This is a genomic window from Sporosarcina newyorkensis (genome assembly GCF_900167515.1).
Lineage (GTDB): Bacteria > Bacillota > Bacilli > Bacillales_A > Planococcaceae > Sporosarcina > Sporosarcina newyorkensis.
Map to the genome: position 1 here is coordinate 157312 of NZ_FUYJ01000004.1, position 15057 is coordinate 172368.

Here is a 15057-nt window from a genome sequence, read left to right on the forward strand (position 1 = left end):
ATCAGTTCTCTCCTTCGTCTATCTGCGACTGTAATTGTTCGATCGCTCGACGGGCAGCTTCCTGTTCGGCTTCTTTTTTAGACTTTCCAATTCCTTTACCGAGTTGTTGGTCATCAAGATTGACTACGGTAACAAACTTTTTCGCATGTGCAGGACCTTTTTCCTCAACCACTTCATATTGAAGAGGTCCATGATTCTTTTGCTGCACCAATTCTTGCAAACGACTCTTATAATCTGTCACATGCGAAAAAGCTCCGACACTGATTTTCGGAAAAACGATTCGTTTTAGAAATTCTTCAACCACTTCCATGCCCTGATCCAAGTACAATGCGCCAATATATGCTTCAAATACGTCTGCCAGCAACGCGGGACGCATTCTTCCCCCTGTCAGCTCTTCACCTTTGCCAAGCAAAATATAGTCACCAAAATGGAGCTCATTGGAAAACTTAACGAGTGATGGCTCACATACAATAGCGGCTCGCAGCTTCGTCAGCTCACCTTCACTTTTTGTCGGTTCTGTACGAAACAGAAATTTAGAGACGCCCAGTTCCAATACGGCATCCCCTAAAAACTCCAATCTCTCGTTGTCGGAAAACTTTTTGCGGCGGTGTTCATTAACGTAAGAAGAGTGCGTAAACGCGTTAAACAGTAAATTTTCATCCTTGAATTGTACACCTAATTGCTGTTGAAGCGCTTTGAATTTCTCTCGAACAGCTTGCGGCAATGAAGGATGGGATGATGCTTCTTTATAATGTCTTTTATTTTTCATAAGCTACTCTGCCTCTCATCTGTAATCTGTGTTGACTTTTTGTGTTCCTTTTGTAATAAAAATCAGCAACTGCTAGCCGTCTCCGCTTTTGTATCATCTAGCTGCAACGGCTAGCCCCTCGGGTCGTTTCAGACTGGCAGTAAAGGCAAAAGGCGCCTTTATTGCCAGTCTTCCAACGCCTGTCGGGGCTAAACAGCCGTCTCCGCTTTTGCATCATCTAGTTTCAGACGCCAGCCTCTCGGGGCTAAACGGCGTCTTACGCTTTTGCATGAGAAAAGAGACGCTTTCGACCTCCCAGATGAAAGGTCGAAAGTGTCTCACCGAAAAGGTCATTCGCCAACTTTTTCTTTAATGTACGATACTGCATCTCCGACAGTTGCAATTTTCTCTGCATCGTCATCAGAAATTTCTGTTTCAAACTCATCTTCAAATTCCATAACAAGCTCTACTACATCTAGTGAATCAGCCCCTAAGTCCTCCCGGAAAGAAGCTTCAGGTTTTACTTCGCTTTCATCGACGCCTAGACGGTCGACAACTACTTTTGTTACTCGTTCAAGTACTGTTGACAACATAGTCACCTCCTCTCAAAGGCCAAGTGTCCGCCTCATAACTTCTATTGAATTATAGAGGTTTCTCTCCTCAAAGTGCAACCATAGATTGAAGCATCCGAAGAACTAATTCGTTTACATCACCATGCCGCCATCGACATTGATCGTTTGGCCCGTAATATACTTCGCTTCATCGGAAAGCAAAAACGCCACTGTGCCTGCAACATCCTCAGCACTGCCCAGCTTACCTAAAGGAATAGTCGACAGTAACTGTTCTTTCATCTCTTCGCCCAGTTCGTCTGTCATATCCGTTGTAATAAATCCAGGTGCTACCGCATTTACTAGAATATTGCGGGCTGCCAATTCTTTCGCCGTTGTTTTCGTCAGGCCAATAACACCAGCTTTTGCAGCAACATAGTTTGCTTGTCCAGCGTTTCCAACGACACCAACGACTGAAGCTAAATTGACGATTCTTCCTGCACGCTGACGCATCATTTGCCGAGTGACAGCTTTCGTACAAAGGAAGACACCTTTCAAATTAATAGCCAGTACATCATCCCACTCATCCTCTTTCATGCGCATCAATAAATTATCACGCGTAATGCCTGCATTATTGACGAGGAAATCGATGGAACCAAATTGCTTGATAGCTTCATCCATCATTTCTTTCACTTGATCGGCATCGGAGACATTCGCCTGGAATGCAAATGCTTCTCCTCCTGCTGAACGTATCTCTTCCACAACAGCTTCTGCTTTTTCTTGACTGCCGCTATAATTCACGACAACTTTAGCGCCTTCTGATGCCAAACGTAACGCAACAGTGCGTCCGATCCCTCTGGAAGCACCTGTGACGACCGCTGTTTTCTCATCGAATCTTCCCATTACACCCACCCTTTCGCTTCTTCTAGTACTTTTTGCAATGACGCTTCATCATACACCGGATACACTGTTGCTGTCCGGTCGATCTTTCGGATCAATCCACTGAGTACTTTTCCTGGTCCGCATTCAATGAAACGAGTTACGCCAAGTTCAAGAAGTCTTTCTACTGATTCTTCCCAGCGAACTGGTGAATACAATTGCTCAACCAATAAGCGCTTAATTTCTGCCTGCTCGGTCACAACATCTGCTGTAACATTGGCAACTACAGGAATTTCTGCATCTTTCATCAAGATATCAGCTAATGTTTTTTGCAACTCATCCGCAGCCGGCTGCATCAATACCGAATGGAATGGCCCGCTGACATTTAAAGGTAATGCACGTTTTGCACCGGCTTCTTTTAGTGCGACACATGCTTTGTCTACACCTTTTTTCGCACCGGATATAACAATTTGACCTGGGCAATTAAGATTAGCGGGCTGAACGGGATCCCCTGATTCTGTAATATTACGAGTGATCGACTCCAACACATCCCGGTCCATGCCTAGAATCGCCGCCATTGTTCCTTCTCCAGCCGGAACTGCTTCATTCATGAATTTTCCTCGTTTATGCACTGCTACTACCGCATCTTCAAATGAAAGTACTTTTGATTCGACAAGTGCCGTGTATTCTCCAAGGCTATGGCCTGCTGAATAATCAGGTATGATGCCAGCTCTCTCTAATTTCGCTGCAATCATCGCACCGACTGTCAAAAGTGCAGGTTGTGCATTATAGGTCAGCGTCAGATCATCTGCTGGTCCTTCGAGGATCAGTTTACTCAACTCAAAGCCAAGTGCAGCATCAGCCTGTTGCAAGAACTGTTTACACGCCTCATCCTTCTCCGCAAATTCCTTACCCATCCCCACGGCTTGAGAGCCTTGTCCCGGGAAAACAAATGCCAGTTTACTCAAGATTCCTCTTCCTCCCCAAGTGTTTCTCTAATTGTTTCACATACACGATATTGTACCATCGTGCGTGCTTGGCGTACTGCATTGAATAATGCATTGGCGTTTGAAGATCCATGTGCTTTGATCACAGGATGATTCAAGCCGAATAGACCCGCCCCGCCATACTCGGAATAATCCATTTTTTGTTTAAGACTTTTCATGTCATCTTTTACTAATCCTGCAGCAAGCTTTGTCTTGAAAGAGGACATGAATACTTCCTTCAACATAGAGAACACGTTAGATGCCGTGCCTTCAATCGTCTTCAGAACCATATTCCCCGTAAACCCATCCGTCACGACAACATCTGCTGCCCCATTCAGCAAATCCCGAGATTCTACGTTGCCGATAAAATGAATCGGTGCATTTTGCAGTTCTTCAAATGCATGTTTCGTCAAGTCATTTCCTTTACCTGGTTCTGTTCCGATATTTAATAACCCAACACGCGGCTTTTCAATGCCACGTACTCTTTCGGCATACACACTGCCCATAACTGCAAATTGAACCAAATGTGCAGGTTTACTATCAGAATTCGCTCCTACATCCAACAGTACGAAACCTTTGCCGTCAAGGGTCGGCAATGTTGGCGCAAGTGCCGGCCTTTGGATTCCTTCCAATCGACCGACAATGAATAACCCTGCCGACATGAGCGCCCCTGTGTTTCCGGCAGAGACACATGCCTGCGCTTCTCCATCTTTCACCGCTTGAGCCATGCGAACCATCGAAGCGTCCTTCTTCTTCCGTATCGCACGCACCGGTTCATCGTCAGGTTCAATCACTTCTGAACAATGAACTACTTGTAAGCGGGGATGCTCCTCTAAGAAAGGTGCCATTTTCTCTTCATCACCGAATATATGTATTGAAATATCATCAAATGCATGCAGGCTTTGTAATACTCCTTTAATAATCTCTCCAGGAGCATGATCTCCGCCCATTGCGTCCACTGCTATAATCATGTCACTTACCTGCCTTTTTTGTAGTACGGTACATCAAAAACTCTCCAGAAAAAACAGGTTCACTTTCCACTGTAGAAATGACATCAACAACCGTACTCTTATTTTTTAATGTCTCTTGGCGCACAACTGCCCGAGCTACGACTCGGTCTCCTGCCTTTACGGGTTTCGCAAAATGTAAAGAAGAACGAACAGTCAAAGCCAAATCGTCATCCAAAACAGCTACGGCGAGCGAATTGGCCTGGGCGAATAAATGATGTCCTCTAGCAATCCCGTTGCGTTTAAAGACATGGTCGTCCGTGACATCAAAGATTGAGAGCGCTTTATCATCCAATTCCACGTCTATGATTTCTCCGAATATTTCTTCGGTCTGCAAAGACTTCACTGTTTCCTTCATATGCTGCGAAGCAACGGACTTCAGACGTTCTCTTAGTTCAGGAATGCCGCACTCAAGACGATCCAGCCGAACTGTTTGAACACTCACCGAAAAATGCCCGGCGATATCTTCATCCGTTAAAAAAGGATCTTCGTCAAGCAAGCTCCTTAATAAGTGTTGCCTCTCCTTCTTAGGAACTTTCAATTGCTACACCCCTTCAGATTAGCACTTGGTATTAATACTAAGTATATAAAGAGGTTTAACAGATTGCAAGAGGTTAACGAATTTGTTTGCTGTTTTGGAAAAAGAACGAAATAGTGTGGGAAAAGGTGTATTCCTCGGGATTTGTCCTCCGAGCAAATCCCCGACTTCTTGTTGGATAGCGCAAGGGCTTTTGTCTTGTAAGTAGCGAGTTAAAGTGTGTTCACTCTTAAGGAGAAGACCAAAATAAAAGCGATATTATTTAGTTTTTCCTAATTTCAAATGAAAGTCGAATTGCCTAGTCTACACAAAATAGGGAGTGAAGTGTAAGACGGTCGACTCCTGAAGGCTCAAAGCCACACCCCCCGGAAAGCGTACCGTCTGGAACGGAAATCCCCATGGATACACCCGTGCCACAACAACTTGGCCAAAAGAACTCGCCGACTGCATTCTTTTAATTTTTGTTGCATTTATAATGCAATTTGCAGGAAAATGTTAAAAATCAGTCAATCAACACGCCTGACATTCCCTTAATCAATTCTTTTTTCCGTTAACGCCCCGGACTGTTCAAGCTGGTTTCGCAATGCTGCAAACTCATCGTCACACCAAAACTCCGGCGAATTCAATAACCGTTCTGCATCTTGCCTAGCAGTCGACAGCGCTTTAAAATCATGGACCAAATCGGCTACTTTGAATTCCGGCATACCGCTTTGCTTTTTCCCAAAAATGTCACCAGCGCCACGCAGTTCTAAATCCTTTTCCGCCAAAACGAATCCATCATTTGTCTCTGTCATAGACTGCATACGCATTTTTCCTTCTTCCGATGTAGGATTGGCAAGCAAGACACAATACGACTGATCAGACCCACGGCCAACACGTCCTCTTAACTGATGCAGTTGCGCTAATCCAAATCTGGTCGCATCATAGATCAGCATAAACGTCGCGTTCGGTACATTTACTCCGACTTCTACAACAGTGGTAGAGACTAAAATATTGAGTTCTCCTTCACTAAAAGAGCGCATTACTTGATCTTTTTCAACAGAAGGTAAGCGGCCATGCATTAAGCCGACATTGTAACGGCCAGCAAAATAATTGCTTAGTTCAGCATGGACTTCCACCGCGTTTTGGACATCCAGTTTATCGGATTCCTCAATAAGCGGGCAAATAACATATGCCTGGCGACCCGCCCGCAGTTCCTTCTCCATCTTCTGCAAGACCGGAAGCAAAGACTCCTCTTTCAGCCAATGTGTCTCAATTTCTTTTCGTCCTGCCGGCAATTCATCGATTATGGAGACGTCCATTTCACCAAAGACTGTAATCGCAAGTGTCCGGGGTATCGGAGTCGCTGTCATGAACAAGACATCAGGATTCAATCCTTTATCCCGCAATACACGCCGTTGCTCTACACCAAAACGGTGCTGTTCATCCGTCACGACAAATCCCAGCCGACAAAATTGAACCTCAGGCTGTATAAGAGCATGTGTGCCGATCAGCAAATCAATATCTCCTGCTTCTAACTTCTCAAGCAATTCCCGTCGAGCTTTCGCTTTTGTAGAACCGGCCAAAAACGCCACGGTGACGCCAAACGGTTCAAACCAATCCGCCAGCAACTCCGCATGCTGCTCAGCCAAAATCTCTGTCGGGGCCATGAGCGCCCCTTGAAAACCTGCTGTAATCGTTGCATATAAAGCGATAGCCGCTACTGCTGTCTTCCCTGAACCAACATCCCCTTGCAACAAACGATTCATACGGAGCGGTGCCTTTAATTCGGCACACAACTCATTGACGACTCTTTTTTGTGCGTTGGTTAACTCAAAAGGTAGTGATTTGATGAATTTCTTCAGTAAATCTAAGTCATATTGGATAATAAGCCCTTGTTCCTGCTCTTTTCGCAGTTTCTTCATTCCTTCAATTTTCAACTGAAAAAGCAATAATTCCTCATAAACAAATCTTCTGCGTGCTTGCTTGACGTCTTCCAGCTTTGTCGGGAAATGAATCATTTCGAGCGCCTCCGCCAATGTAGGAAGACGGTATTCTTCTATGATAGAAGCAGGCAACGTCTCGATAAGGTCCCCTGCAGCAACATCCAGAGTATTTCGCATATATCGCCTGAATGTTTTTTGATGCATGACGCCTTTCAAGCTATAAACCGGCTCAAAGTCGATTTGCTCTCCTGTATGCAAACGGTTAACTGTGATAGATTGGCGACCTCTGTCCCAAGTACCTGTCACATTGATTTTCATCCCAGTCGAAAGACGTTCCTTTAAATAATGTTGATTAAAAAAAATGGCCTTCACTAAATGATGACCAACCAATAGACGGATTTGAAGGCGTGAACGATTCTTTCCAGAATAAAAAACGGTGGGTTCTGACTCCACTCGTCCTTCAACGGTTACCCGCTCGTTATGCGGAGTTTCCGTCAAGTCGGTCATTCTGAAATCTTCATGCCTGTAAGGAAATGTGTACAGTAAATCTTCAATCGTCACAATACCCAGCTTTTGAAATTGTTCAGTAGTGGTCTTTCCGATACCTTTCACTGTGCCGACACTATTTTGCAGTATATTTTCCACCCGAAACTCCTCCTTTCTACGCAGGTTAGAAAACGGATGTTCTTCTTTTTTAGTTTACCACGAAAAAGCTGGAAAATAAAAACGTTGCCCTTGTAAAAAAGGGCAACGCATCATTTTATTCAACTGATAAAATATACGGATAGAGCGGTTGTTTTCCTGCATACAATTCCACATCTACGAAATCAAATTGCTCTTCGATATATGCAGCAATCTTTTCCGCTTCGTCTGATGCAACGTCTTCTCCATAAATAATCGTGACGATTTCATCGTCCTCATCAATCAATGAGGCTGCCAGGCTTTTTGTCACGTCATCCAATGAAGGAGCTGAACTTGTGATTTTACCTTGAGCAATTCCTATGAAATCATCTTTTTGAATCGTCACTCCGTCAATAGAAGTATCCCGTACCGCATATGTGACCTGTCCTGTCTTAACAGAAGAAGCAGCTTCCTTCATAGTCTGCGCATTCTTTTCAACTGTCGCTTCCGGATTGAATGCTAAAATTGCCGCCAATCCTTCAGGTACAGATTTAGTAGGCACGACCGCTGCTTCAATAGACAAAACGTCCGCTGCCTGCTCAGCTGCCATAATAATATTTTTATTATTCGGCAGGATCAATACCTTTTCTGCACCAATCTCTTCTATTGCTTTAATAATATCTTCAGTAGAAGGATTCATCGTCTGTCCGCCTTCAATGACAGCGGATGCACCGATGCTCTTTAGAAGCTCAGCGATACCTGAACCCATCGAAACTGTGACGATAGCATACTTGTGTTGCTGTTTAGGAGTAGCTGTCGGAATGCTGTCACGCTCCATAATATCACTGTGCTGTTCGCGCATATTCTCTATTTTCATCTTTGTCAATGAACCGTATTTCTGCCCATAAGACAAAGCATCTCCCGGCTCTTCTGTATGAATATGTACTTTCACCACTTCATCGTCGGATATAACAAGCAATGAATCACCCAACTCACTCAGATCTTGGCGGAAAGTATCTTCATCAAATGGTTTCTCATGCAGCTTGTCCGCATCCAATTTCACCATAAACTCCGTACAATAACCAAACTCAATATCTTCGGTGTTCATGAAACTTTGCACACTGCGATGATGTTCTGTCTTGACTAAGTCTTCCATGGAATGGACAACGGTCTTTGCAGGCAAGTCTTCACCTTTTAAACAAGCCAAAAAGCCTTCATACACATACACAAGGCCTTGTCCACCACTGTCCACTACCCCTACTTCCTTCAATACTGGCAATAGATCAGGCGTTCTTTTTAAAGAAGCCTTCGCTTCTTCGACAATGATTTCCATTAATTCGGTTAGATCTGCCGCTTGTTCTTTATGAGAAACTGCTGCATTCGCGGCATCTTTTGCTACTGTCAAAATTGTTCCTTCTACCGGCTTCATGACTGCTTTATAGGCAGTTTCAACACCGTATTGAAGGGCTTCTGCAAATTGCTCTACATTAACTTCCGATTCGCTTTCAATCTGTTTGCTGAATCCGCGGAATAGTTGAGATAAAATCACACCTGAGTTTCCGCGAGCACCCATCAACAGACCTTTAGAGAAAGCTTGGGCAGTCATGCCGATATGTTCCTGTGCGTTCAAGCCTGTTTCTTTCGCACCTGAAGTCATGGATAAATTCATATTCGTCCCTGTATCACCGTCTGGTACAGGGAATACGTTTAAAGAATCCACATAATCCGCATTCTGGTGAAGGTGATGTGCACCCATTTCCACCATCTTCGCAAATTGCAATCCATTTATTGAACTCATTAACTCAAAGGCCTCCTTCTACAGGTTCGTTACCCGAACTCCTTGAACAAAAATATTTACTGAACTTACTGTGAGACCTAACACTTTCTTAACTGTATATTGTACTTTCGATTGTACTTGATAGGCCACTTCAGTAATTTTCGTACCATAGCTCATGATGACATACATATCGATATGAAAAGCATTCCCTTCGTTACGTACAATCACCCCGCGAGCAAAGTTTTCTTTTCGGAGAATTTCTGTAAGTCCGTCACGAATTTGGTGTTGTGAAGCCATTCCCACAATTCCGTAACACTCGATCGCAGCCTCACCGACGACTTGGGCAATTACGTCATTCGTAATATCGATAGTTCCATGTTCATTTTTCAGTTCGATTGACATCCTCTTCTCCTCCCAACTCTTTTCACGCATATACGTACATTATACGGTAATTTATCAAGAAAGAAAGCATTGTTGTCGCTGAATTATAGTGTAAAGGAAAAAAGCTTGAAGGTCTCCTAAAAAAATGTTGCATCGATCTCCCGCTTATGATAAAGTACTATGGTATGCGAATTGTAACGTGAATCGCTAAATAATTCACGAGGAGGTACTAAAATGGCTAAACAATGTGTTATCACTGGACGTAAAGCACGTTCTGGAAACTCTCGTTCACACGCTCTGAACTCAAGCAAACGCACTTGGGGAGCAAACCTTCAAAAAGTTAGAATCTTAGTAGACGGCAAACCTAAACGTGTTTGGGTATCTGCAAGAGCTCTAAAATCAGGCAAAGTACAACGAGTATAATAATCAAATGCTGAAAGCGCCGGGTAGCCTCGACAGACGTTGGAGGGATTACCTGGCGCTTTTTGCTTTCGGCAAAAAGAAAAAACACAAGGCACCTAAATTAGGCGCCTTGTGTTTTTTCTTTTTTACGTCTCTTTGACTTGCTGACTTTACTATTCGTTGCAACTGTTGATTTCGCACGGCCGTCCTTCTGGAACGCGACTGCGCACTTTCTGACAATATTGCTAACGAATTTCGGTAGCGTAAATGTATATACTCGCAAATCCCCACTCCTTTCAGGAATCTGAACTCCTTACCATTAAGCATATGCCGTCTCGGAAAGAGATAGTACAAACATCCGCCACCGTTTCATTACTGGTGAATCGAGTCGTGCCGATTTCCAACCGTTCATTCACTGTTTCGTATTTAAACCCAGTCAACGTCAATCCTGTCACCACAGGCCCAAACGAGAAAAAAGAAGTGTATGGGTAACGCTCATCTTTTTTTACACGTCGTACACCCGGCAACATGACACGGATATCATTGGTTGTGTTGTGAATTTTAAATTTCACTCTGCGATGCTCTGATTGCACCCTATATAATAAATGTAAAGCAGATTGCAGGTGATCCAATCTGCCGCCCGTCACGCCAGTCAATATGATATAATCCGGATCATACGTCAGGGCTCGCTGTACAGCCAATTCCGTATCCGTCTCATCTTTTTCTTCGTTGACACGATGCACGATTTCCACCGCTGAAGTGATTTTTTCGAATTGCTCTTTTGACACGGAGTCAAAGTCTCCCACTGCTTCATGCGGTTGAATTCCTTTTTCCAATAAATAAAGAGCACCACGGTCCACACCAATATAGACCGTGTCCTGCTGATCATATTCTGCCAAATCTACGACTTCCTCAATGGGACCTGCCGCACAAATAATGGCATATTTCATTTTTGCATCACACTCTCACCAGCAGATTTTATTGCTTGCAATGCCTTTGCACGATCTTTTTGATTGTAGATTGCAGAGCCTGCAACGAAAATGGTTGCTCCAGCTTCCACACATGGCTTGATAGTCTCTTCATTGATACCGCCATCGATCTCAATTTCAATAGAAAGACCGCGTGCTGAAATAATTTCTGACAGTTGCTTTACTTTTGGCACGACAGATTCAATAAATGACTGTCCGCCAAACCCTGGATTGACTGTCATGAACAATACCATATCCACATCTTCCAAAACATGCATGATCTGATCAACAGGCGTATGCGGATTCAACACAACGCCAGGTTTAGCGCCTGTTGATTTAATCAATTGCAATGTTCTGTGCAAGTGACGGCAAGCCTCTACATGAACCGTAATATAATCTGCACCTGCTTTAGCAAAACTTTCGATATACGCATCTGGATTCTCGATCATCAAATGAACATCCAATGGTAATTTTGTTAAAGGGCGCAACGCTTCGACAACTATAGGACCCATTGTAATATTTGGTACAAAGTGACCGTCCATCACATCGATATGAATGAGCTCCGCACCCGCTTTTTCTACTTCCTTTACTTCTTCTCCCAGCTTTGAAAAATCAGCTGCTAAAATAGATGGCGCAATTTTTACCATGATCAATACCTCGGCTTTCGATCTATAATTTCTTGTAAGAACAGTAAGTAATTCTTGTAACGCGCTTCAGAGATCGTTCCTTCTTCCACTTGTGCTTTCACAGCGCAACCAGGCTCCTTGACATGAAGGCAGCCCCGAAATTTACATCCTTCACCGGCTTCCGATATCTCTACAAAACAATCTCGTAATTCTTCTTTCTTAATATGTTCGAAGCCCAATGAACTAAAGCCAGGTGTATCCGCAACTAATCCATCCGCAATTTCGAGCAGTTCTACGTGGCGCGTCGTATGCTTACCACGCCCGAGTGCGTCTGAGATGACTCCTGTCTTCAACTCCAACTCGGGGAGAATCGTATTGAGCAACGTCGATTTTCCAACCCCTGACTGACCTGCAAGCACGGTTGTTTTGCCATTTAAATAGGGGCGCAGTACTTCAATCAACTGCTCTTCGTTGCCCACATTACGCAATACGGTATAACCAATACGCCGATAATAGGCTAAATTCCCTTCATTTTCCGCTATTGTCTGCTGGTTCGCTAAATCTTCCTTGGAAACATAAATAATTGGTTCTAGACGGTGCGATTCAATAACAGAGAGAAAACGATCCAACAAACGAAGACTCATATCTGGCTCTACAACGGAAAATACTAGTAGTACCTGGTCCACATTCGCTATGGGTGGTCTAACAAGTTCACTTTTCCTTGGATGAACATCTGTGATGGTCGCGTCATTCTCACCATCTGGTGTATAGGTGACCATATCGCCAACAAGTGGGTTAATTCCTTTTAACCGAAAAACTCCCCGACTCTTACACTGAATTAATTCACCATTATGTTCAACATAATAGAAGCCGCTGATCGCTTTTCGAATTTGGCCTTCCGCCATCGAACTCCTCCTTTAATTCAACTCTTTATAGTCAAATTTATCTTCTTCTATCACGGTCTGGTTGCGCAACACTTTATAACCGCCCCGTTCACCTTCCTCAAGCTCGATGGTGATCTTACGGGAAGTATCTTCAGTAATTTCAAATTCTTCTACAGGATCGTTCATTGTATGTTTGCGATCTTGTATATAAATTTGAATTTTCTGAGGCTCTCGTTCGTCTCCCTCTTCCCATTCATCCTCATCTTCAGGATTTTCATATGGAATCGTAATAGTTTTCACTAACAGTTTGACGGGTTTCGATGGAGCCCCTTTTGACATGACGACATCGACACGTTCATGTTTATCCATCTTCGTTCCTTTGGGAGGTTTTTGAGAGATCACACGACCTTTTTCAACCGTCTCCGAATATTCCCCGCTGACAATATGAATAGTAAGCACTGCACTTTTTGCGTAGCTCTCTAATTGTTTTTCTGTCATACCGCTTAAATCATTCAACGAATGCAGCTCTTTTCCTTTACTGACCGTAAAAATGATTTCCGTATCTTCAGGAACGACTTCTTGATCGGCTTCTGGCTGCTGTCCAATAATGGTCCCTATGGGCTCGTCAGAATACTCTTCAACTGGAGTAATCTTCTCGAACCCATAATTTTCTAGAAATTGCACGGTCGCTTCGTAACTGCGGCCGACATAGTTGAGCAGTTTCATTTTATCTTTACCTATACTGACAAACAGTTTAACGCCGTCTCCCTCTTTTCGCTTCTTGCCGGCTTCCGGTATCGTTTTGATGACCTGACCTGCGTTGAATTCATCAGACGTTTCTTCCAATCGTTCATCTATGACAAAACCTTCTTTTTCTAGCAGCTCCGTTGCGGCTAGTTCTTCCTCACCTATTACTTCAGGAACGATAATTTCTTTAGGTTTCAGCCACATCGTCAGTACCACTGCAAGTAAGGCAATGACCAGAAGGCTTGCTCCCACAATAAGTGGCCATTTCTTCTTTTTCTTTTTCTTCTCATCCGGCGGAACCGGTTCCACTGCTGGCGGTGTGTGTTTTACGGTATTTTCCACATTATCGAATTTCGAAGTGTCTTTCACGATTGGAATCGCTACTGTTCGATCATCATCAAAAGGCAATGTAAATTTCTTGTCATTCGCACGTTCCGGTGAAAAGACCGTTAATAGGTCATCGTACATTTCATCGGCTGTGGCGTATCGATAGTTGGCATCCTTCGCGGTCGCTTTCAAAATGACATTCTCCACAGTTTGCGGAATTTCAGGAAGCTGCTCCCGTACAGAAGGCGTCTCTTCCTGCAAATGCTTCAGCGCAATAGCAACAGCCGTCTCCGCAGAAAAAGGAAGCTTTCCTGTCAACAATTCATAAAAAACGATCCCTAACGAATAAATATCCGAGCGCTTTGTAGCCATGCCTCCCCGCGCCTGCTCAGGAGATAAATAATGAACGGTACCAATAACTGAATTCGTTTTCGTATGTGCTGTGGAGTTCAGCGCCATCGCGATACCAAAGTCCGTAATCTTGACGTCGTCTTCACCATTCATCAGGACATTTTGCGGTTTAATGTCACGATGGACGATGCCATTATGATGGGCATGAGAGATCGCTGACACCAGTTGCTGCATAATGGATACAGCATGGTCAGCTGATAATGCTCCGTGTGTGTGTATATACTCTTTTAACGTCCGGCCTGGTATGTATTCCATTACCAAGTAATGAAGCTCATCTTCTTGGCCGACATCAAAAATATTGACGATATGAGGATGGGTCAAACTTGTCGCTGAAAGTGCTTCTCTTTGAAATCGCTTTTTCAATTCTTCTTCATTCGCAAAATCATAGTGCAATACTTTGATTGCCACGTCCCGATCAAGAATCATATCATGTGCCAGATAAACCCTTGACATTCCTCCATCACCGATCACACGGATAATTTCATATCGTTTACCAATCCGTTTACCGATCATGTGGAAATCACCTCGGTTTCAGGTATTTCCAGTAAGATCGCCGTAATATTATCTTCGCCGCCACGTTCATTTGCCAACTCCACGAACGTATCCACTTTGTCAGCCAATGAAACGTCACGCAATATAATATCAAGCATCAGTTCCTTTTCGACTTTATTGCTTAACCCATCTGTGCACAGCAACAAGTACGATTGAGATGGCACTGGAATGGTATACAAATCTGGTACAATCGACTTTTCAGAGCCCACCGCTTTCATAATCCAGTTTCTCTGCGGATGCACTTCTGCTTCCTGTTCCGTAATCTCTCCGCTTTCGATCAGTATATTGACGAACGAATGATCCTTCGTAATTTGCCGTATAGCCTTGCCTGTCACTTGGTAAATCCTGCTGTCTCCTACATGGAAAACAAGGCATTGATCCCCTAAAATCAACGCAAGGTCAAGCGTCGTTCCCATACCTTTAAAACTTTCATCCTGCTGGGCTTTTGTATATAAAAACAGATTGATATCCACGACCGTATCGTACAATAAATCATACCAGTCCTGTTCCGTCTCCACATCGTCACTTGCCGACATGAATTGCTCGCCAATCATTCGTACGGCAGTAGAGCTGGCAAAGTCGCCGCCTTTATGCCCCCCCATTCCATCTGCAATGACGGCTAGCACTGTATTGTTTTTAGGATGAACGAACACAGCCGCCTCATCTTCATTTACTGTCCGCTTGCGTCCAGTATCTGAGCGAATCTCATATTCCATAAGCTAACCCCCAT

General features: G+C 43.9%; 16 protein-coding genes. 1 reads left to right on the top strand and 15 read right to left on the bottom strand.

Features of this window, described 5'->3' with window-relative positions; all coding sequences use genetic code 11:
- Window position 1: 1 nt before the first annotated feature.
- From rnc to B5D59_RS09750, 9 genes are all read right to left on the bottom strand, one after another.
- A complete protein-coding gene (rnc, locus tag B5D59_RS09710) occupies window positions 2–769 on the bottom strand; it encodes a ribonuclease III (protein WP_009765541.1) in 768 nt (255 codons plus the stop codon).
- A gap of 329 nt (window positions 770–1098) precedes the next feature.
- Window positions 1099–1338 carry an acyl carrier protein gene (locus B5D59_RS09715; RefSeq protein WP_040758847.1) on the bottom strand — a complete coding sequence of 80 codons (240 nt, stop codon included), beginning with the start codon at window positions 1336–1338 and terminating at the stop codon, window positions 1099–1101.
- 114 nt (window positions 1339–1452) lie between these two features.
- Entirely contained in the window at window positions 1453–2199 is a 747-nt protein-coding gene (fabG, locus tag B5D59_RS09720) for a 3-oxoacyl-[acyl-carrier-protein] reductase (protein ID WP_078817771.1), read from the bottom strand.
- A complete protein-coding gene (gene fabD, locus B5D59_RS09725; protein WP_078817772.1) occupies window positions 2199–3143 on the bottom strand; it encodes an ACP S-malonyltransferase in 945 nt (314 codons plus the stop codon). The genes fabG and fabD overlap by 1 nt, the downstream gene beginning before the upstream one ends.
- Window positions 3140–4132, bottom strand: coding sequence for a phosphate acyltransferase PlsX (gene plsX, locus B5D59_RS09730; protein ID WP_078817773.1), 993 nt, complete (start codon window positions 4130–4132; stop codon window positions 3140–3142). The genes fabD and plsX overlap by 4 nt, the downstream gene beginning before the upstream one ends.
- Window position 4133: 1 nt before the next feature.
- A complete protein-coding gene (gene fapR, locus B5D59_RS09735; protein ID WP_009765546.1) occupies window positions 4134–4709 on the bottom strand; it encodes a transcription factor FapR in 576 nt (191 codons plus the stop codon).
- A gap of 527 nt (window positions 4710–5236) precedes the next feature.
- On the bottom strand, window positions 5237–7300 hold the full coding sequence (gene recG, locus B5D59_RS09740) for an ATP-dependent DNA helicase RecG (RefSeq protein ID WP_078817774.1): 2064 nt from the start codon (window positions 7298–7300) through the stop codon (window positions 5237–5239).
- 91 nt (window positions 7301–7391) lie between these two features.
- Window positions 7392–9050 carry a DAK2 domain-containing protein gene (locus B5D59_RS09745; RefSeq protein ID WP_078817775.1) on the bottom strand — a complete coding sequence of 553 codons (1659 nt, stop codon included), beginning with the start codon at window positions 9048–9050 and terminating at the stop codon, window positions 7392–7394.
- An 18-nt stretch (window positions 9051–9068) separates the two neighbouring features.
- Window positions 9069–9431: an Asp23/Gls24 family envelope stress response protein gene (locus tag B5D59_RS09750; protein WP_078817776.1), complete on the bottom strand. Its 363-nt coding sequence runs from the start codon at window positions 9429–9431 to the stop codon at window positions 9069–9071.
- 213 nt (window positions 9432–9644) lie between these two features.
- On the opposite strand from B5D59_RS09750, the gene rpmB reads away from it, so the two are divergent.
- Window positions 9645–9833: a 50S ribosomal protein L28 gene (gene rpmB, locus B5D59_RS09755; protein ID WP_078817777.1), complete on the top strand. Its 189-nt coding sequence runs from the start codon at window positions 9645–9647 to the stop codon at window positions 9831–9833.
- Window positions 9834–9933: 100 nt separating this feature from the next.
- Here the strand turns inward: rpmB and spoVM are convergent, their stop codons facing one another.
- Genes spoVM through B5D59_RS09780 form a run of 6 tightly spaced genes read right to left on the bottom strand, consistent with a single transcriptional unit; the run spans window position 9934 to window position 15043 of the window.
- Window positions 9934–10095: a stage V sporulation protein SpoVM gene (gene spoVM / locus B5D59_RS18030; RefSeq protein WP_139365993.1), complete on the bottom strand. Its 162-nt coding sequence runs from the start codon at window positions 10093–10095 to the stop codon at window positions 9934–9936.
- Window positions 10096–10108: 13 nt separating this feature from the next.
- On the bottom strand, window positions 10109–10762 hold the full coding sequence (locus B5D59_RS09760) for a thiamine diphosphokinase (protein ID WP_078817778.1): 654 nt from the start codon (window positions 10760–10762) through the stop codon (window positions 10109–10111).
- Complete coding sequence (gene rpe / locus B5D59_RS09765; protein WP_078817779.1) at window positions 10759–11427, bottom strand: ribulose-phosphate 3-epimerase; 669 nt, start codon at window positions 11425–11427, stop codon at window positions 10759–10761. The genes B5D59_RS09760 and rpe overlap by 4 nt, the downstream gene beginning before the upstream one ends.
- A gap of 2 nt (window positions 11428–11429) precedes the next feature.
- Complete coding sequence (rsgA, locus tag B5D59_RS09770; RefSeq protein WP_078817780.1) at window positions 11430–12311, bottom strand: ribosome small subunit-dependent GTPase A; 882 nt, start codon at window positions 12309–12311, stop codon at window positions 11430–11432.
- Between the two features lie 12 nt (window positions 12312–12323).
- The gene (pknB, locus tag B5D59_RS09775; RefSeq protein ID WP_078817781.1) at window positions 12324–14288 is read right to left on the bottom strand and encodes a Stk1 family PASTA domain-containing Ser/Thr kinase; all 1965 of its coding nucleotides are present in this window, start codon (window positions 14286–14288) and stop codon (window positions 12324–12326) included.
- A complete protein-coding gene (locus B5D59_RS09780; RefSeq protein ID WP_078817782.1) occupies window positions 14285–15043 on the bottom strand; it encodes a Stp1/IreP family PP2C-type Ser/Thr phosphatase in 759 nt (252 codons plus the stop codon). Before B5D59_RS09780 ends, pknB begins: the two co-directional genes overlap by 4 nt.
- Between the last annotated feature and the right edge of the window lie 14 nt (window positions 15044–15057).